This is a genomic window from Methylobacterium hispanicum, assembly GCF_022179285.1.
Classification (GTDB): Bacteria; Pseudomonadota; Alphaproteobacteria; order Rhizobiales; family Beijerinckiaceae; genus Methylobacterium; species Methylobacterium hispanicum.
Genome location: NZ_BPQO01000008.1, coordinates 50,743 through 69,278 on the forward strand (window position 1 = coordinate 50,743; position 18,536 = coordinate 69,278).

An 18,536-nucleotide genomic window follows, 5' to 3' on the forward strand; every position below is an offset into this window, starting at 1 on the left:
TCAGCCCCTGAGCCGCGCCAGCATCCGCTCCACATGCGCCACCGGCGTCTGCGGGGTGATGCCGTGGCCGAGGTTGAAGATGTGGGGCACAGCCACCGTCGCCCGCAGGATCGCGTCCACCTCCGCGTCCAGCGCGTCGCCGCCCGCGATCAGCGTCTCGGGATGCAGGTTGCCCTGGGTCACGGTCGAGGCCGGCACGCGGGCGCGCAAGGCCGCGAGATCGACGCCCCAATCGACGCCCACCGCGTCGGCGCCCGTCTCCGGCACCACGCGGGCATGGCCGTCGAGCCCCGAGCCGCGGGCGAAGACGATGATGCGCGCGTCCGGCACCTCGGCGCGGACGCCCGCGATCATCCGGGCGATCGGGCGGAGCGACCAGCGCGTCAGCGCGTCCTCGGGGGCGTCCTCGGATGCCTCCGCGGGCAGCGCGCTCTCGGTGACGTCGCCGACCGGCTCGACCGGATCGGTCGCGTCGCCGGGACGCGGTAGAGCCCGCGGCAGGGTGCCGGCATGCGACTCGAAGATCTGCACCGCGTCGGCGCCGGCCCGGAGCTGGCGGATGAGATAGGCGGTCTGCACCGCGACCAGCCGGTCGATCAGCGCGTCGACCAGCGCCGTGTCGCCCTCGGCGAGCGCCCGGGCCGGGGCGAGGTCCGGCGTGCCGCGCCCGCCGATCATGTAGCTCGCCACCGTCCAGGGCGCGCCGCAGAAGCCCAGCAGCGTGGTCTCGGCCGGCAGTTCCGCCCGCAGGCGCCCGACCGTCTCGAAGACCGGCGCCAGATGGGCGAGCACCGCAGGGTCGTCGGCCCGCTTCAGGCGCTCGAACGCGGCCCGGCCGGTCATCGGGTCGAGGCGGGGGCCCTCCCCCTCCACGAAGCGCACGTCCTGGCCGAGCGCGTGCGGCACCACGAGGATGTCCGAGAACAGGATCGCCGCGTCGAAGCCGAAGCGGCGGATCGGCTGCAGCGTCACCTCGACGGCGAAATCGGGGCTGTAGCAGAGGTCGAGGAAGGAGCCGGCCTCGGCGCGCGTCGCCCGGTACTCCGGCAGGTAGCGCCCGGCCTGCCGCATCATCCAGGCGGGCGGGGGCGAGACTGCCTCGCCCGACAGCACCCGCATGAGCTTGCGGTTCGTCCCTTGAGCCTCTGCCATTCCGCTCCCCGATCGTGGCGCCCGAACCGGCGCCGTCTTTCCGAAAACTTCTCGCTCCCCGAGGGGCGGCGTCTCTCGAAGGCCCTCGGGCCGTCTGCCGGAAGGGCGCGACGGCTCCGTCCCCATCCCGGCCCTATCTAAGAGAAGAGAGATTCTAGGACTCTGTTTTTTCTATTGGAGGCTGGATGGCGGGACCGCAACCGTGTCCACAGGCCGTCCCCGCCGCCACGGCGTTAAGAGGGCTTTAACAGGTTCGCTCTAATGTCCGGGATAGGCTCGGCCCCAGAAGGCCTTGCACGCGACGACCGCCCGAGAGGCGCGCCCGCGTCCCGGATTCTCCCACGCGCCCGGATTCCGGGCCGCCGGCCGGCACGCCTGTTGAGCGCGGAGTCGATGGCCGGGACAGGGTCGGCGCTGGACCCGGCCGCCGGGGCATCCTATCCACATCTATCGACTCCCCTGACGGCTCCCGGTGGATAAGAGCCTCTCATAGCACCCCCGCCGGCCGGGCGTTCCGTGAGAAGCTCCCAGCCGGGCCCTGAGGCGACCGGATGAGCCGCAGCTACTTCCATCTCCACCTCGTCTCGGATTCCACCGGCGAGACCCTGATCAACGTCGGCCGGGCGGCCGCCGCCCAGTACGAGGGCGTCTCGGCGATCGAGCACGTCTACCCGCTGGTGCGCTCCGGCTCGCAGCTCGAGCGGGTGATCTCGGAGATCAAGGCGGCGCCGGGCCTCGTGCTCTACACCCTGGTCGGCGGCGACCTCGGCGAGCGCCTGGAGGGCGCCTGCCGCGAGAGCGGCTCCCCCTGCCTCTCGGTGCTGCAGCCGGTGCACGCGCTGCTGCAATCCTATCTCGGCGCGCCGGTGGCCGCGCGGCCGGGCGCCCAGCACATGCTGAACGCGGAGTACTTCAAGCGCATCGACGCGATGAACTTCACGCTGGCGCACGACGACGGCAACCTGCCGCACGATCTCGAGGAGGCGGACGTGATCCTGCTCGGGGTCAGCCGCACCTCGAAGACGCCGACCTCGATCTACCTCGCCAACCGCGGCCTGAAGACCACGAACCTGCCCCTCGTCCCCGGCGTGCCCCTGCCACCGGAGCTGGAGCGGGTGAAGCGCCCCCTGATCGTCGGCCTGTTCGCGAGCCCCGAGCGCATCGTGCAGATCCGCCAGAACCGGATCCTCAGCCTGCAGGCGGACGAGTCGACCACCTACGTGGACCGGGTCTCGGTGGCCGACGAGATCACGGCCTCGCGCCGGCTCTTCACCCGCAACCGCTGGCCGACCATCGACGTCACCCGCCGCTCCATCGAGGAGACGGCCGCCGCGATCCTCGACCTCTACCGCGACCACCGGCTGAAGTTCATCGCGTCGTGAGGGTATGAGAACGGCCCGGATCCTGTGATCGGGGGATCCGGGCCTCGCTAAATCTGTCCGCGGGGGGCGGGAGCCTTCGTGCGCCCTCCCCGTTGTCGCGCATGTCCAACCTGATCCGCACCCTGCCGCTCCTCGCCTTGCTGGCGAGTCCCCTCCCGGCCGCCGCCGCGAGCTTTCCTTGCGACAAGGCCGAGACGCCCGACGAGACGGCGATCTGCAAGACCCTCCCGCTCAACGACCGCGACGTCGAGATGGCGACGCGCTTCGAGATCCTGAAGGAGGTGCTGCCGATGGGCGGGCGCACCAAGATGCAGGAGGACCAGGAGGCGTGGCTAAAGGAGCGCCGCGCCTGCGGGCCCGACGCCGCCTGCCTGCGCGACCTCTACGACGCCCGGCTCAAGACCCTGCGCGGCCTGATCTCGGAATTCGCCAAGCAGGGGCAGTAGCACTCAGCGGCCCGGTTCGGCGAAGGTCTCGCGCAGCGTCGCGGCCACGTGCTCGACCGCGGGACCGGCACCGACCCGCGGTGTCTGCAGAGAGAGCCGGAGGCTCGGCAGGGCCGGCAGACCGGCCGCCGCGCCGAGCGGCGCCAGCGAACCGGGCAGGCCGTGCGCGGTGCGCACCGTCACCCCGAGCCCGGCGGTGACCGCTGCCCAGAGGCCGGACAGGCTCGGGCTGCCGAAGCTCACCCGCCAGGGGATGCGCCGCGCGTCGAGAGCGTCGAGCGCGGCGCGACGGAACAGGCAGGGGGCATCGAGCAGGGCGAGCGGCAGCGGCGCGTCCGGCGGCGGCCCGGACCCGTCCCGCTTCCCGATCCAGACCATCGGCAGTTCGAGCAGCGCCGCCTCCGGGCCGAGCGTCCCGTCCTCGTCCCAGAGCAGCGCGAGATCGAGCTCGGCGGCCTCGAAGGCCTCCCGGAGCCGGGCGTTGCAGGCCACGCGCGCGCTGACCCGGAGACCGGGATGCAGGCGCGCGAACCGGGACAGAGCGGCCGGCAGCCGCGTCTCGGCGAAATCCTGCGGCAGACCGATCCGGACCTCGCCCGACAGGGCGGGCGACCGCACGGCGGCGAGCGCGGCGTCGTTGAGGTCGAGCAGCCGCCGGGCGAAGCCCAGCAGCACCTCGCCCGCCTCCGTCAGGGCGAGACCGCGCCCCCGCTTCAGGAGCAGGGGCTGTCCGACCTGCTCCTCCAGCTTGCGCAACTGCAGGCTGACGGCGGAGGGCGAGCGGCCGAGACGCGCCGCCGCCCGGGCGTAGCCGCCGAGGTCGATGCCGGCCACGAAGGTGCGCAGCACATCCATGTCGAGGTTGGTCGGCAGCATCGAGACCGTTCGGTTCTGCTCAATTGACGCTTTGGAACTTCATGATTTTCGGGATGATCCTGCGGTTCTAGCGTGTTCCCGTCAACGGCCGCACGGGCGGTCTGCAGCAGCGGGACGACGCGTCATGCCCTTCGTGAACCTGAAAGTTTCCCCCGGCCCCGACGCGGCGCGGACCGCACGCCTGCAGGCGGGCCTCACGGCGCTGATGCACGACGTGCTCGGCAAGAAGGCCGAGCTGACCGCCGTGCTGGTCGAGCCGGTGGCGGTTGCCGGCTGGACGGTCGGCGGGGCGGCGGTCGGATGCGGTGCGCATCTCGACGCGAAGATCACCCGGGGCACCAACAGCGCGGAGGAGAAGGCCCGCTTCATCGCCGCCGCGCATGCGCTACTCGCCGAGGTGCTGGGGCCGGACCTGCCCCTGGCCACCTACGTCGTGGTGGACGAGGTGCCGGGCGAGGCCTGGGGCTATGCCGGCCTCACGCAGGCGCACCGGGCGGCCGAGCGCCGGGCGGCCTGACCGCCGCTCTCCGCACGGCGGCTAGAGCCGCGCCAGCAACCGCTCGGCCAGCGGGTTCTCGGCCGCGAAGGCGTAGTCGATGCGGCGCACGCTGACCGCCCGCGCCCCGGCCCGCACCAGCGCGTCGGCGAGGTCGAACACCGCGGCCTCGGGGCAGCGCAGCACGATCTCGCCGTCCGGCCCCCGCGGGGCGCCGTAGGGCAACTCGGCCTCGTGCAGCCCCGCGATCGTCGCGAGGTCGATCGCGCCGTCCTCGGGCAGCCCGGCGCGCACCTCGCGGGTGGTGCGGGCGCGCTCCTCGGCGGCGATCCGGCCCATCACGGCCCGGAACGCCGCGCGCTGGCCCTCGCCCCAGGGGGCGTTCAGCGAGGCGACGAGGTTGGCCTCCGAGCGCAGGATGATCCCGTCGTCGAGGATCTTCAGGGCGTTGGCGGCCAGCGTCGCGCCCGTCGTGGTGATGTCCACGACGATCTCGGCCGAGCCCGCGGCCGGTGCGCCCTCGGTGGCGCCCAGGCTCTCCACGATGCGGTAGTCGGCCACCCCCTTCTCGGCGAAGAAGCGGCGGGTCAGGTTCACGTACTTGGTGGCGATGCGCAGGCGCCGCCCGTGGCGGGCGCGCATCTCGGCCGCGACCTCGTCGAGGTCGCTCATCGCGCGGACATCGATCCAGGCCTGGGGCACGGCGACCACCACGGTGGCGTTGCCGAAGCCGAGCGGCGTCAAGAGCTCGACCTGCCCGCGCGCGTCGGGCAGGCTCTCGCGGATCAGGTCCTCGCCGGTGATGCCGAGATGGGCGGCGCCGGAGGCGAGCTGGCTCGCGATCTCGGAGGCCGAGAGGTAGCGCACCTCGACCCCCGGCACGCCGACGAGCTTGCCGCGGTAGTCGCGCGCGCCCGAGCCCTGCGCCAGCTTGAGCCCGGCCCGGCCGAAGAACGCGTTGGCGTTCTCCTGCAGCCGGCCCTTCGAGGGGACGGCCAGGACCAGGGGGTCCGCGAGGGGATCCGCGAGGGGATTCTCGGACAGGTTCACCGGGCCCCTCCCACCACGCGATCGACCCAGAAGGTGCAGCCCACCGCCGGCTGCGGCTCGGGCGCGCCGAGATGGGTCAGGAGCCCGTCGTAGCGCCCGCCGCCGACGAGGACGGGTGTCCCCGCGCCCCCCGTCACCTCGAAGATGAAGCCCGTGTAGTAGTCGAGGTTGCGCGCGAAGCCGCCGCTGAAGCGGAAGGCGTCGAGCGCGAGGCCGCGGGCCGCGATGAAGCCGTTGCGCTCCTCGAACAGGTCGAGCGCCGCCTCGAGCGCGCCATGCCGGAGGCCGGCCTCGGCGACCAGCGCGCGCAGATCGCGCGCCGCCGCGTCCGGGTCGCCCGCGATCGCGCTGTAGCGCTCGATCACCGCGCGGTTCTCGGCGTTGAGCCCGGCCCCGCCGCTCGCCTGGGCGGCGGCCTTGGCGAGGAAGCGCTCGGCGATCTCGCCGGCCGAGCGTCCGCCCACCGCCGAGATGCCGGCGATGGCCAGTACGTCCTCCACGAAGGCGCGCACGCCGCGCGGGTCCTGGCCCTGGATCGCCGCGAGCAGGCCCGCGTGCGGATCCTCGGGGGCGGCCGCGTTGACGAGGCCGTCGAGGGGCCGTCCGGCGGCGAGCGCGCGCAGCGTGCGCCGCTTGGCGGCCGGGGGCACGCCGAGCCCGTCGAGCAGCGCCACGGTGAGGCCCATGTCGCCGAGGCGGACATGCGGGCGCGCGTGGCCGAACAGCGCGAGGCCCTCCAGCGCCAGCCCCAGCACCTCCGCGTCCGCGGCCGGGATGTCGCCGCGCCCGATCGACTCGATGCCGGCCTGCAGGAACTCGTCCGGCTCGTCGGCCGCGAGGCGGAAGACGGGACCGAGATAGCCGTAGTCGGCGCCCCCCTCCGGGCGGGCGAGGTGCAGGCGGCAGACCGGAATGGTGAATTCCGGCCGTAGGCACATCTCGGCGCCCGAGACGTCCTGCGTCACGAAGATGCGCCGCCGGATGTCCTCGCCGGAGAGTTCGAGGAAGGGCTCGATCGGCTGCAGCACAGGCGGGGTCACCGGCGCGTAGCCGGCCGCCGTCAGATGCGCGAGCAGCTGCGCCTGCGCGGCCTCGTCCGCCCCCGTCTCCGCTTCCGGTCGTGTCATCGGCTCCACTCGCCCGTGTCCGGCGGCTCTGTAGCAACCGCTTCGTGGCTTGGCGACCGGCTTCTCGGAAGCTGGTCAATGCCGGCGCGCGAGAGGCGTCGCTCACCCCTCCGGGAAATGGCGGGCGAGCACCGCGCGCACCCGGGCGACCATCTCGGATTCGGCGCAGGAGAACTGTGCCGGCCGCGCGGCCTTCCACTCGGCGTTGCTGGCGATGCCTTCGGCCGCGCGCGCGCCCTCGATTAGGTCCTTGACCTGGACCTCGTTCGCCGCGCGCTCGTTCGAGCCCTGGATGATCGCCACCGGGGCGCGGCGGCGGTCGGCGTACTTCATCTGCGCCTTCATGCCGGCCCCGCCCAGATAGAGCTCGGCCCGGACGTTCTCGGCGCGCAGGGCCGCGACGAGACGTTGGTAGTCGGCTATGTTCTCGCGGTCGAGCACCAGAACCACCACCGGCCCGGGCTTCTTCGCCCCGCCGAGAAGCGGGCTGCCGACGAGCTGGAGCGCCGAGAACAGGCGCGAGACGCCGATGGAGAAGCCGGTGGCCGGCACCGGCTCCGAGCGGAAGCGCCCGACGAGGCCGTCGTAGCGCCCGCCGCCCGCCACCGAGCCGAAGCGGACTACCTGGCCGTCCTCGTTGGTGACCGGGAAGGTCAGCTCCGCCTCGTAGACGGGCCCGGTGTAGTACTCGAGCCCGCGCACCACGCTGGCATCGGCCCGGATCCGGTCGTGGCCGTAGCCCGCCGCCTCGCAGAGCCGCATGATCGCGTGCAGCTCCGCGATGCCCTCCCGCCCCGTCTCGGAGGGGCCGACCACGTCCTGCCAGGAGCCGAAGAACTGCTCCCAGAAGGCGAGCCGGTCGGCGCCCGCATCCGCGGAGGGCTGGAAGGCCACGTAGGCCAGGATGCGGGCGATCTGCGCCTCGTCGAGGCCCGCGCCCTTGGTGAAGTCGCCGCTCTCGTCCTTGCGGCCGGCGCCCAGCAACTGGCGCACGCCGTCGGCGCCGAGGCGGTCGAGCTTGTCGATGGCGCGCAGCACCGTCAGGCGCTGGCCGGCCCGGTCGTCGCCCGCGAGCCCGATCGCCTCCATCACGCCGTCGAGCACCTTGCGGTTGTTCACCTTGACGACGAACTGGCCCGCGAGGCCGAGCTTCTCCAGCGTGTCGGCCATCAGCATGCAGGCCTCGGCGTCCGCGGCGACCGAGGAGGCACCCACGATGTCGGCGTCGAACTGCATGAACTGCCGGAAGCGGCCCGGTCCCGGCTTCTCGTTGCGGAAAACGTAGCCGGCTCTAAAACTCCGGTAGGGCTTGGGCAGGGTGTCGTAGTGCTCGGCCACGAACCGGGCGAGCGGCGCGGTGAGATCGTAGCGGAGCGAGAGCCAGGATTCGTCGTCGTCTTGGAACGAGAACACGCCCGCGTTCGGCCGGTCGAGGTCGGGCAGGAACTTGCCGAGGCTTTCCGTATACTCGACGAAGGGCGTCTCCAGGGCCTCGAAGCCGTAGAGCTCGAAGGTCTGGCGGATGCGCTCCAGCATGCGGTGCTGGGCCGCGATCTCGTCCTCGCGCCGGTCGACGAAGCCGCGCGGAAGGCGGGGCTTCAGGGTGTCGGCCTTCTTCGGATCGGCCTTCGCGGCATCGGCCTTGGACATCGCAGGATTTCGCTTCGTGTCGGAACGGGTTGCCGGGCTCTAACGCAGGGCACCGGCGCCCGGCAACCGCCGCGGCCGCGGACCGCCCCGCAGCCCTCTCCGTCCGCGCCTCGGAACCATCCGGGTGCCCAGGGCTTTGCTCCCCATGGTTCGATCCCGACAGCCCGGACGCCCGCGCGTGGCGCCCTGCCCCGACAAGCCCGGCGTCTTCCGCTGGCAGATCCAGCTGGAGGACGGGAGCGTCGTGCACGCCCCCTACGCCTTCGCGACGCGCGGCGGCGCCGATATCTCGGCCGACCTCTGGGTGAAGCAGCTGCGCGCGGCCGTGTAGCGCCGACCCCTCCGGCCGGAGAGAGGTGCGGAGGAGGACCGACGCTAGCGCCCGAGGAACAGGCCCGCCAGCAGGAAGCCCAGTCCCGCTAGCCCGAGCGCGCCCTCGCGCCGGTGCGTGGGGTCGGTGAAATGCGCGACCGCTCCGCCCGCGCAGCACAGGGCTCCCAGCCCGATCGCCCAGAGATGCATGCCGCCTCCTCGAAGTGCTAGGACGCAGGAACATGGGCCGGTGCGCCGCGCGCATGGACCTCCGGAGACGAAGCAATATCGATGCCGTGATGGCTCGGATAAAGCAGTATTGTTGGGTCGGGGTGGTACCGGTTACCGATTCGGGGATCGCGACCCCATGGATTCGCGGGCTGTCGTCTCGACGGAACGTGCATTCGCCTCCACGTCCTTTCCCCTCTGCGGGGAGAGTGGCCCCTACCCCACCCATCCGTTGACGATCCCGCGCGGGCGCGCCTAATCACCCGCATGTCCATCAACGGTTCCTCAACCTTCGACGTCGTCGTCGTCGGCGGCGGCCATGCCGGCGTCGAGGCGGCGGCCGCCGCCGCCCGCTGCGGTGCTCGCACCGCCCTCGTCACCCACGCAGCGGCGACCATCGGCGCGCTGTCCTGCAATCCGGCCATCGGCGGGCTCGGCAAGGGCCATCTCGTGCGCGAGGTCGATGCGCTCGACGGCCTGATGGGCCGGGTCGCGGACGCCGCCGGCATCCAGTTCCGTCTGCTCAACCGCCGCAAGGGCCCGGCCGTGCGCGGGCCCCGCACCCAGGCCGACCGCAAGCTCTACGCCGCCGCCATGCAGGCGGCCCTGGCCGAGACCGCCGGCCTCACGGTGATCGAGGCCGCTTGCGAGGATCTCGTCGTCGCCGACGGCCGCGTCGCGGGCGTGGTGCTCGGCGACGGGCGCACCCTCCCCTGCGGGGCCGCCGTGATCACCACCGGCACCTTCCTGCGCGGCCTGATCCATATCGGCCCGGTGCAGGTGCCGGCCGGCCGCGTCGGCGAGGCGCCGGCCGTCGGCCTCGCCAGGACCCTCGACCGGCTCGGCTTCCGGCTCGGCCGCCTGAAGACCGGCACGCCGCCGCGGCTCGACGGCACCACCATCGACTGGGCCGCCCTGGAGATGCAGGAGGCCGACGCCGAGCCGGTGCCGTTCTCGACGCTGACCGAGCGGATCACCACGCCGCAGATCCGCTGCGGCATCACCCGGACGACGCGCGCGGCGCACGACCTGATCCGAGCGAACCTCCACCGCTCGCCGATGTACTCGGGCGGCATCAGCAGCCGCGGCCCGCGCTACTGCCCGTCGATCGAGGACAAGGTGGTGCGCTTCGGCGACCGCGAGGGGCACCAGATCTTCCTCGAGCCCGAGGGCCTCGACGACCCGACCGTCTACCCGAACGGCATCTCGACGGCGCTCCCCGAGGACGTGCAGCGCGCGCTCGTCGGGCTGATCCCCGGATTGGAGCGGACCCGCATCGTGCGGCCGGGCTACGCCATCGAGTACGATTACGTCGATCCGCGCGAACTCGATGCCGGGCTGCAGACCGCGCGCCTGCCCGGCCTGTTCCTGGCCGGCCAGATCAACGGCACCACCGGCTACGAGGAGGCCGCGGCCCAGGGGCTCGTCGCCGGCCTCAACGCCGCCCGCCTCGCGGGCGGTCAGGCGGTCGCGGCCTTCGACCGGGCCGAATCCTATCTCGGCGTGATGATCGACGACCTCGTCACCCACGGGGTGAGCGAGCCCTACCGGATGTTCACCTCGCGCTCCGAGTACCGGCTCAGCCTGCGCGTGGACAACGCCGACGAGCGGCTGACTCCGCGCGGCTTGGCGCTGGGCTGCGTCGGCGCGAGGCGGGCCGCGCATTTCGCCGCCGCGCAGGCCGAACTCGCCGCCGCCCGCGCGCGACTCGACGCCCTGAGCCTCACGCCGACCGAGGCGCGGGCCCACGGGATCGCGCTCAATCAGGACGGCATCCGCCGCAGCGCCTTCCAGCTCCTCTCCTACCCGGAACTCGACTGGGCGCGGCTTGCGGGCGTTTGGCCGGAGCTTGCCGCGGTGAGCCCGCGCATCGCCGAGCGCCTGCGCACGGATGCGACCTACGCGGTCTATCTCGACCGGCAGCGGGCCGACATCGCCGCCTTCCGGCGCGACGAGGCGGTGCGGTTACCGGCCGGACTCGACTATGCGGGGATCAGCGGGCTCTCCAACGAGATGCGCTCGAAGCTCGAGGCGGTGCGCCCGGGCACGCTGGGGCAGGCCGCGCGCATCGAGGGCGTCACGCCCGCGGCGCTCACGCTCCTGGCCGCCCATGCCCGCCGGGATGGGCGCGCGGCGGTGCGTGCCTGATGGCGGCCCAGCACGACCGCGACCGTGTCCTCGCGGAGGCCGGTGTTTCACGTGAAACCGCGGCGCGCCTCGACCTCTACGTCGCGCAGCTGCGGCGCTGGCAATCGGTGAAGAACCTCGTCGGGCCGGCGACGCTCGCCGAGGTCTGGACCCGGCACGTCGCCGACGCGCTCCAGCTTCTCGCGCTAGCGCCGGATGCCCGGCGCTGGCTCGACCTCGGCTCCGGCGCCGGCATCCCCGGCCTGATCCTCGCCATCGCGGGCGGGCCCGAGATCTCCGTCGATCTCGTCGAGAGCAACGCGCGCAAATGCGCCTTCCTCACCGAGACCGCCCGGCTCACCGGCGCGCGGGCCCGCGTCCACGCCGCGCGGATCGAGGCGGTCATCCCGAATTTCCGGGGCGTGGACGTGGTCTGCGCCCGGGCCCTCGCGCCGCTGGAACAACTCCTCGACTGGACCGAGCCCCTGTTGAATTCGGGCACCACCGGCCTGTTTCCGAAGGGGCGCGAGGTCGAAGCGGAATTGACCCGGGCCGCCGCACGGTGGACAGTCGCCTACGACCTCGTTCCGAGCCGAACCGAGTCGATGGCCCGGATCGTGCGGGTCAACGATCTCGCGCCCGCGAGTCCTCGATCGAGCCCGCGAGTCCCGGACCCATCCCCATGACAAGCGACGTCCTCCCCTCCTCCGTCCAGCCGGCCGCACCCGCGCGCCCGCTGCGGATCCTCGCGCTCGCCAACCAGAAGGGCGGCGTCGGCAAGACCACGACGGCGATCAACCTAGGGACCGCGCTCGCCGCGATCGGCGAGCAGGTGCTGGTGATCGACCTCGACCCGCAGGGCAACGCCTCGACGGGGCTCGGCATCGACCGGCGCGCCCGCCGGGTCTCGACCTACGAGGTGATGGCCGGCGAGGCCACGCTCGCCCAGGCGGTGGTGCCGACCGCGGTGCCGCGCCTGTCGATCGCGGCCTCCACCATGGACCTGCTCGGCCTCGAACTGGAAATGGCCCAGAGCCCGGACCGGGCGCACCGCCTGCGCAACGTGCTGAAGGGCATGGGCGACGCGGCCGAGACGGCGGCCTTCAGCTACGTGCTGATCGACTGCCCGCCCTCGCTGAACCTCCTCACCATCAACGCGCTGGTCGCGGCCGACGCCGTGATGGTGCCGCTGCAATGCGAGTTCTTCGCCCTGGAGGGCCTGAGCCAGCTCCTGCGCACCGTCGAGCAGGTGCGCGCGGCGCTCAACCCCAAGTTGACGATCCAGGGCGTCGTGCTGACGATGTTCGACCCGCGCAACAACCTCTCCAACCAAGTCGTGGCGGATGTGCGCAGCTTCATGGGCGAGAAGGTCTACGAGACGATGATCCCGCGCAACGTGCGGATCTCGGAGGCGCCCTCGCACGGCAAGCCGGCGCTGCTCTACGACCTCAAATGCGCGGGGTCCCAGGCTTACCTGCGGCTCGCCTCAGAGGTGATCCAGCGGGAAGGCCGGGTGCCGGCGGCGGCTTAGGAGTCGGTAGCCGACGATGTGGGTGCTGGTAGCCGACGGGCGGCGCCGCGGGTTGCGTAACGGAGTGGATGGGTGGCGGTGATGGCGGAAGAGGGCGCACGGCCCCGGCTGGGGCGCGGGCTCGCGGCCCTGATCGGCGATTTCGGCGCGGCGGAACCAGCCGCGGACGGCGCGAAGTCCCCGACCCCGCAGCGCCGGGTGGCGGTCGAGTTCCTGCGTCCCAACCCGCGCAACCCCCGTCGGCGCTTCAGCGAGACCGACCTCGATGAGCTCGCCGTCTCGTTGAAGGCGCGCGGGCTGATTCAACCGATCGTCGTGCGCCCGCTCGCCGACGTGCCGGGTGCCTACGAGATCGTAGCGGGCGAGCGCCGCTGGCGCGCGGCCCAGCGCGCCGGCCTCGACGAGGTTCCGGTGGTCGTCGTCGAGATCGACGACCGGGCCTCGCTCGAATTCGCGATCCTCGAGAACGTGCAGCGCACCGATCTCAACGCGATCGAGGAGGCGGCCGGCTACGAGCGATTGATGAGCGAGTTCGCCTATAGCCAGCGCGAGCTTGCCGAGATCCTCGGCAAGAGCCGGAGCCACCTGGCGAATACGCTGCGTCTCCTCAACCTGCCGCCGACGATTCAGGATCGGGTGATCGCGGGCGAGATCACGGCGGGCCATGCCCGCGCGCTGCTCGCCGTGCGCGATCCGGAAGCGGTCGGGCGCCGCATCGTGGAGGAGGGGCTGTCGGTCCGCGAGGTCGAGGCGATCGCGGCGGCCGAGGTGCCCGAGCAGGAAGGGCCCCGTCCCGGCCGTCCCCGCGGCGCCGGCGAGCGCTCCGAGGAGGTCCGCAGCCTGGAGCGCCGCTTCGCCCGCGCGCTCGGCATCGGCGTCAGCCTGAAGGCGAAGAACCCGAACGAGGGCGAGATCCGCATCCGCTACCAGACCGCGGAGGAACTCGACGCCCTCTGCCGCCGCCTCGAGATTCCGGACGCGGATTGAGGGCGACGCCTCAGCAGGCGGCGTCGCGCGCCGCCTTGGCGCGGTAGAGCGCCCGGTCCGCGGCGGCCAGCAGGGTGTCCACGGTGTCCTCGGCCCGGCCGTGGGCGATGCCGATGCTGGCCCCGACCGCGACCGTCTCGCTGCCGAGGCCGATCGGGCCGCCGATCGCCGCCCGCAGGTCCTCCGCCAAGCGATCCGCGGCCTCCGGTGCAAGGGTTCCGGCGACGACCACGAACTCGTCGCCGCCCGGCCGCGCGGCGAAGGCCCCGCGCGCGGCCGCCAGGTCCGCCAGGCGGCGGCCGATCTCCCGCAGCACCAGATCCCCGGCCTCGTGGCCGAGCCGGTCGTTGACCGGCTTGAAGCGGTCGAGATCGATCGCCAGCGCGCAGCAGCCGGCCCCTGCCCCACCGAGGCGCACTTCGAGATGCTCACGCAGGTAGAGCCGGTTCGGCAACTCGGTGAGCGAATCGTGCCGCGCCGCATGGCGCAGGCGCTCGTTCGCCGCCTCCCGCTCGGTGATGTCGCGGTCGATGCCGCGATAGCCCCGCAGGCTGCCGTCCGGGTTCAGCAGCGGCACGCCGCTCGTTTCCAGCACGACGATCCGGCCGTCGCGGCGGACGTTGCGGTTCAGCAGATGCGAGAAGCCGCGCTTCTCCGCGACGATCGCCGCGAAGGCCGCGCCCACGCGGGCCGCCTCGTCCGGCGGCATGAAGTCGAAGGGGGTGCGCCCGAGCATCTCCTCCGGCCTGTAGCCGAGCAGCGTGAGGCAGTGGAGCGAGACGTAGGTGTAGCGGCCCGCCGCATCGACCTCCCAGATCCAGTCCGAGTTGAGATCGAGCATCTCCCGCAGGCGCTGAACTTCCCGTTTCAGCGCGGCCAGATCCGGTTCTGGCGCGGGTGCATCGGCTGGTTCGCACTGGCGCTGCCGGAAGAAGTAGGACGACATCGCGTTCGGACAGATCGGATTGGAGGAGAGATTGGACCGTGCCGGCTTAACGGAGTGTTGGCGGAGCCGCCCCGCCCGGGCTCGCTCGCGCGGATGTCAGCCGGCCCGGCGCCGCGCCGCCTCCGTGGCGATGCGCAGGAGCGCCGCGGAAGCGTGGGCGTGGGCGAGATCGGCATCCGCCCGGCGGCAGGCCAGCACCGCCTCCTGCAGGATCTGCACGGCCTGCCGGAGCGCGGCTGGGCTCCAGCGCCCGAGCTGTGTCTCGACGGCGGCCTTGCGCTTGAAGTGAAGTCCGCGCCAGGAGGCGACGAGCAGGCTCGGGCTCTTGTCGGGCCCATCCAGACGGCTCGCCAGCAGCGCGAGCGCGTGGCGGAGGGCCGAGCCCAACATCATCGAGGGATCGAGCCCCTCGTGGCGGAAGCGGCGGTACTCGCGCTCGACCTCCCCCGTGCGCCCGACGAAGGCCGCGTCGATCAGCGTGTTGAGCACGCTCGCCCCGACGTCGCTGACGACCGCCTCGACGTCGTCGAGTTCCACACTCCCCTGCCCGGCCGCGTAGAGGGCGAGCTTCTCGATCTCCGCGAGGCTGGCGCGCCGGTCGCCGCCGAGGCTCTGGGCCAGCACCTCCCGGGCCTCCCGGGCGATGCGCAGGCCGCGCTCCTGCAGGGTGCGGTCGATCAGCTCGGCGAGCGCCCGCTCGTCGTCCGGGTAGCAGGGGATGGCGAGTGCCCGCGGCGAGCGCTCGCACAAGGTGCGCAGGGGCGCGGACTTGGCGAGGTCGCCCGCCTCGACCACGATGCGGGTGTCGGCGACCTCCGCCTTCAGCACCGCCTCGACCGCGGGCGCGTAGTTGCGGCCGCCGGGCCGGACCCAGATGGTGCGCTTGTCCCCGAACAGGCCGACCGTGCCGGCCTCGTCCACAAGGCGGCCGGGATCGCCGGCCAGGGCGTCACCGTCGATCTTTACGAGCGCGAAGGGATCGTTCGGGTCGGTGACGAAGCTCTCGGCGAGGCGCTTGGCGCGCTCGACCACGAGGCCGGTATCGGGCCCGTAGACGAGGATCACGGGGATGCGGGGATCGGGCCCGCGCCGGATCAGCGCGTCGGCCTCGTGCGCCTTGACGGCCGTCACGCGCGTGCCCCGATCGCGGTGTCGCCGACCAAGGCTCGGCCGACCAAGGCGCGTCCGATCAAGGTTTGGCCGAGAGTACGGAGGCGATGCGGGTCTTGATCTGCTCGGCCAGGACCTTCGACAGGCGGATCTCGGCGTCGCGGGCGGCGCGCTGGCTGGCGAAGCGCTGGATCGAGCGGTCGTAGGTCGCGGTCGAGGTCGCCACGCCCTCGGTGATCACCTTGAGCCCGTCGAGGCTCTCCAGGCTGTAGCGCACGCTGCCCACGATCGTGCCGGCCTCGGCCCGGCCGGTCTGGGTCGAGACGATCGGCGTCTGGACCGTCTCGCTGCCCTGCATCTTCAGGCGGTAGCGCTTGGGCGCGGGCTGGCCGGAGCCGTCGAGATCGAAGATCAGCTCGCTGCGCAGGTAGTGTCCCAGGCGCTCCTGGCCCTGGGCCATGTTGATCTCGTCGACCTGGATGGCGGCGAGCAGCGCGCCCATCGGCTCGCCGGAGGCGGTCGGTCCGTAGAGCGGGCGGAAGCAGGCCGAGAGGCCGAGCGCCAGCACGCCCGCGCAGGCGAGCCGGCTCGCGACTCGAAGTCCCTGCCGAAGTCCCTGCCCTTCCCGACGAACCATGCGCCCGCGCCCCAGCCCTGTCCCGATCCGCTCTTTACGCGCGCGCACAGCGCCGCGCCATCAGCCTGAGGCACAGGCGTTACGATTTCTCTGCGGCGGGAGCGTGGTCGAGCCGACCCCGGCGCCCTGCCCTACCAGCGGTAGATCAGGCTGCCGATCACGGTGGCGGGCGCGCCGCGGTAGCAGAACCCGGCCTGGCAGTTCGTGTAGTCCCGGTCGAAGATGTTGAAGCCGTTCAGCTGGGCGCGCAAGCCCCTGTACTTCGGGTCCAGCGCCGCGAAATCGTAGGCGACGAGGGCGTCGAACAGCGTCACGGTCGGGTTGCGGACGGTGTTCTCGTCGTCGGCGAAGCTCGTGCCGGCGTAGCGCACGCCCCCGCCGATGGTGAGGCCGGAGAGCGGCGAGGAGGGCGGGAACAGGTAGGTGGCGAAGGCCTTGAAGCTGTCGCCCGGGATGCCCGAGAGGGCGTTGCCGTCGATCGGCAGGTTCGGAGCCAGCAGCGAGGTCTGGCGCACGAAGCGGAAGTCGAGATGGGTGTAGGCCAGCGTCAGGTTGGTGCCGGGCGCGAGGTTGGCGACCAGTTCCGCCTCGAAGCCCTTGGATCGCACCGCGCCGGTGGCGACCTGGTTGGCGGTGTTCGTGGGATCGGGGCGCAGGATCGAGGACTGCACGATGTCGAAGCCCGCGAAGGCCGCGGTGACGTTGGTGTTCGGCACGGCTACCTTCACGCCCGCCTCGATCTGGTCGCCGGTGGCGGCCGGGAAGGGACGACCCTGGCCGTCGACGCCGACCTGCGGCGTGAAGGTGGTGGCGTAGCTGGCATAGGGGACGAGGCCGGGCGCGAGGCGATAATTCAGGCCGACGCGCCCCGTGAAGGCCGCGTCGTCCTGCACGGTCGCGGCGCCGAGGGCGCCCGGGGCGCCGGTTCGGGTGCTCTGCGAGACGAAGTCCTGGCGGCCGGTCAGGGTCAGGACGAAGCGGTCGAACCTCGCCTGCTCCTGCAGGTAGAGGCCGACCTGATCCAGGGTCTGGAAGGAGGAAGCGGTGAGCGCCGGCTTCGGGATGACGGTGCGGTAGCGGAAGTTCGAGAAGTCGGTGACGCCCGCGAGGTCGAGATCGGGAACGGCGAAGTTGAAGCCGGAGCGGCGGGTGTAGTCGTAGCGCTGGTAATCGATGCCGCCGAGGATCGTGTGGCTGACCGGCCCGGTCACGGCGTGGCCCTCGAACTGGTTGTCGAGCGTGATCGCGTGCAGGTCATCGATGAACAGGCCGGCGTAGCGCTGCGCCGACAGGCCGGTGATACCGGTGATCTCCGTATAGGGGAAGTCGCCGTTGACGCCGTAGTAGCGGACGTTCTGACGGAAGATCAGGTCCGGCGAGAACCGGTGCTCGAAGGCGTAGCCGATCCGGTACTGCTGCGTGGTGAAGGCGTTGAAGCCCGCGTCACCCTGGTAGAGCCGTGAGACCACGAAGCCCGGGAAATTGTAGAACGCCGCCGTGCCGGGTACCTGCGTCCGCTGGAACTCGGTCAGCAACGTGAAGGTGGTGTCGGCGCCGGGCTTCCAAGTGAGGGCGGGGGCGATGTAGGCCCGGTCGTCGGTCGCGCCGGGCAGGAAGGTGTCGGACTGGCGCACGAGGCCCGTCAGCCGGTAGGCCATCGTGCCGTCCGACCCCTCGACCGGACCGCCGATGTCGAAATTGCCCTGGTAGCGGTCGTAATTGCCGCCCTGGAACCAGACCTCGCCGAACCGGGTGAAGGTCGGACGCTTCGTCGTCACGTCGACGATGCCGCCGGGCGAGCCGAGCCCGTAGAGTCCCGAGGCGGGCCCGCGCAGGATGGTCAGCGCCTCCGTACCGTAGGGCTCGACGCGCGGCACCGCGAGCCCGACGCCGGGTTGGCGCAGGCCGTCGCGGTAGATGCCGTTGTAGGTCACCTGGAAACCGCGGATGTAGAAGGCGTCGAAGCGCGGGTCGAAGCCGAACACGTCGGTGGACGTGCCCGGCGTGTAGGCCAGCGCCTCGTTGAGCGACTGAACGTTGCGGTCGTTCAGCTGCTCGCGGGTGACGACGCTCACCGATTGCGGGGTCTCGATCAGCGGCGTGTTGGTCTTGGTCGCGGTCGGGCTGACCTTGGCGGTGTAGCCGACGACGCCGCTCGGACCGCCGCCGCCGCCGCTGGTGGCAGAGCTGTCGGCACCCGGGCCGATGGGGCCGGCCGGCTCACCCCCGCCCGGTCCCGCCTCCATCTGCTGGACCGGCTGCGGCCGCGCCCGGGCGCGGGGCTCCGTGGCGCGCGCCTTCGGCTTCGCGGCCTCCACCGAGATCTGGCTGAGCTCGACGCTCTGCTGAGCCGCCGCCGGCCCCGCGACGAGCAGCGAGGCGAGGGCTGCGAGACGGGCGGGCTGGGTCATGAAACCTCGGTCCGGTGCGATCAGGGTCGCCCGAGGTTTAGCGGTCAAGCTGACGTGTTCAAGCCGAA

At 72.2% G+C, this 18,536-nt stretch carries 18 protein-coding genes; 8 read left to right on the top strand and 10 right to left on the bottom strand.

What is annotated here, in order from left to right:
* Entirely contained in the window at positions 1–1,152 is a 1,152-nt protein-coding gene (locus tag MFF56_RS11245; protein WP_238230025.1) for a uroporphyrinogen decarboxylase, read from the bottom strand.
* A gap of 551 nt (positions 1,153–1,703) precedes the next feature.
* Here MFF56_RS11245 and MFF56_RS11250 point away from each other — a divergent pair.
* Together MFF56_RS11250 and MFF56_RS11255 are read left to right on the top strand one after the other, a co-directional pair.
* Complete coding sequence (locus MFF56_RS11250) at positions 1,704–2,534, top strand: pyruvate, water dikinase regulatory protein (RefSeq protein WP_066922766.1); 831 nt, start codon at positions 1,704–1,706, stop codon at positions 2,532–2,534.
* Positions 2,535–2,635: 101 nt separating this feature from the next.
* Entirely contained in the window at positions 2,636–2,980 is a 345-nt protein-coding gene (locus MFF56_RS11255; RefSeq protein ID WP_066922764.1) for a lysozyme inhibitor LprI family protein, read from the top strand.
* 3 nt (positions 2,981–2,983) lie between these two features.
* On the opposite strand, the gene MFF56_RS11260 is transcribed toward MFF56_RS11255, so the two are convergent.
* Complete coding sequence (locus MFF56_RS11260) at positions 2,984–3,856, bottom strand: LysR substrate-binding domain-containing protein (protein WP_238230026.1); 873 nt, start codon at positions 3,854–3,856, stop codon at positions 2,984–2,986.
* A 124-nt stretch (positions 3,857–3,980) separates the two neighbouring features.
* Here MFF56_RS11260 and MFF56_RS11265 point away from each other — a divergent pair, with 124 nt between their 5' ends.
* Entirely contained in the window at positions 3,981–4,373 is a 393-nt protein-coding gene (locus tag MFF56_RS11265; protein WP_238230027.1) for a tautomerase family protein, read from the top strand.
* A 21-nt stretch (positions 4,374–4,394) separates the two neighbouring features.
* Here the strand turns inward: MFF56_RS11265 and hisG are convergent, their stop codons facing one another.
* The 3 genes from hisG to hisS form a co-directional block, all read right to left on the bottom strand.
* Complete coding sequence (hisG, locus tag MFF56_RS11270; protein WP_238230028.1) at positions 4,395–5,402, bottom strand: ATP phosphoribosyltransferase; 1,008 nt, start codon at positions 5,400–5,402, stop codon at positions 4,395–4,397.
* The gene (locus MFF56_RS11275) at positions 5,399–6,529 is read right to left on the bottom strand and encodes an ATP phosphoribosyltransferase regulatory subunit (protein WP_238230029.1); all 1,131 of its coding nucleotides are present in this window, start codon (positions 6,527–6,529) and stop codon (positions 5,399–5,401) included. Before MFF56_RS11275 ends, hisG begins: the two co-directional genes overlap by 4 nt.
* Positions 6,530–6,631: 102 nt before the next feature.
* Positions 6,632–8,179, bottom strand: a complete 1,548-nt coding sequence (gene hisS, locus MFF56_RS11280) for a histidine--tRNA ligase (protein WP_238230030.1) — start codon at positions 8,177–8,179, stop codon at positions 6,632–6,634.
* 178 nt (positions 8,180–8,357) lie between these two features.
* Between hisS and MFF56_RS11285 the strand changes: the two genes are divergently transcribed.
* Positions 8,358–8,510, top strand: a complete 153-nt coding sequence (locus MFF56_RS11285) for a hypothetical protein (protein WP_156453534.1) — start codon at positions 8,358–8,360, stop codon at positions 8,508–8,510.
* A 44-nt stretch (positions 8,511–8,554) separates the two neighbouring features.
* Here MFF56_RS11285 and MFF56_RS11290 read toward each other — a convergent pair whose 3' ends face one another.
* Positions 8,555–8,701, bottom strand: coding sequence for a hypothetical protein (locus MFF56_RS11290; RefSeq protein WP_197430466.1), 147 nt, complete (start codon positions 8,699–8,701; stop codon positions 8,555–8,557).
* Positions 8,702–8,986: 285 nt separating this feature from the next.
* On the opposite strand from MFF56_RS11290, the gene mnmG reads away from it, so the two are divergent.
* The 4 genes from mnmG (at position 8,987) to MFF56_RS11310 (ending at position 13,364) form a co-directional block, all read left to right on the top strand.
* Positions 8,987–10,867: a tRNA uridine-5-carboxymethylaminomethyl(34) synthesis enzyme MnmG gene (gene mnmG, locus MFF56_RS11295; RefSeq protein ID WP_066919472.1), complete on the top strand. Its 1,881-nt coding sequence runs from the start codon at positions 8,987–8,989 to the stop codon at positions 10,865–10,867.
* Complete coding sequence (rsmG, locus tag MFF56_RS11300; RefSeq protein ID WP_066919474.1) at positions 10,867–11,532, top strand: 16S rRNA (guanine(527)-N(7))-methyltransferase RsmG; 666 nt, start codon at positions 10,867–10,869, stop codon at positions 11,530–11,532. The genes mnmG and rsmG overlap by 1 nt, the downstream gene beginning before the upstream one ends.
* Positions 11,529–12,377 carry a ParA family protein gene (locus tag MFF56_RS11305; RefSeq protein ID WP_066919476.1) on the top strand — a complete coding sequence of 283 codons (849 nt, stop codon included), beginning with the start codon at positions 11,529–11,531 and terminating at the stop codon, positions 12,375–12,377. The genes rsmG and MFF56_RS11305 overlap by 4 nt, the downstream gene beginning before the upstream one ends.
* An 81-nt stretch (positions 12,378–12,458) precedes the next feature.
* On the top strand, positions 12,459–13,364 hold the full coding sequence (locus tag MFF56_RS11310) for a ParB/RepB/Spo0J family partition protein (RefSeq protein WP_066919478.1): 906 nt from the start codon (positions 12,459–12,461) through the stop codon (positions 13,362–13,364).
* Between the two features lie 10 nt (positions 13,365–13,374).
* Here MFF56_RS11310 and MFF56_RS11315 read toward each other — a convergent pair whose 3' ends face one another.
* The 4 genes from MFF56_RS11315 to MFF56_RS11330 all read right to left on the bottom strand — a co-directional run bounded on the left by MFF56_RS11315 (position 13,375) and on the right by MFF56_RS11330 (position 18,468).
* Positions 13,375–14,310: a diguanylate cyclase domain-containing protein gene (locus MFF56_RS11315; RefSeq protein ID WP_066919480.1), complete on the bottom strand. Its 936-nt coding sequence runs from the start codon at positions 14,308–14,310 to the stop codon at positions 13,375–13,377.
* Between the two features lie 96 nt (positions 14,311–14,406).
* Complete coding sequence (gene holA, locus MFF56_RS11320; protein ID WP_066919482.1) at positions 14,407–15,441, bottom strand: DNA polymerase III subunit delta; 1,035 nt, start codon at positions 15,439–15,441, stop codon at positions 14,407–14,409.
* Positions 15,442–15,499: 58 nt separating this feature from the next.
* Positions 15,500–16,057 (bottom strand): LPS assembly lipoprotein LptE, encoded by a 558-nt coding sequence (lptE, locus tag MFF56_RS11325; protein WP_066919483.1) that lies wholly within the window; start codon positions 16,055–16,057, stop codon positions 15,500–15,502.
* Positions 16,058–16,188: 131 nt separating this feature from the next.
* Positions 16,189–18,468: a TonB-dependent siderophore receptor gene (locus MFF56_RS11330; protein ID WP_066919485.1), complete on the bottom strand. Its 2,280-nt coding sequence runs from the start codon at positions 18,466–18,468 to the stop codon at positions 16,189–16,191.
* Positions 18,469–18,536: the final 68 nt, after the last annotated feature.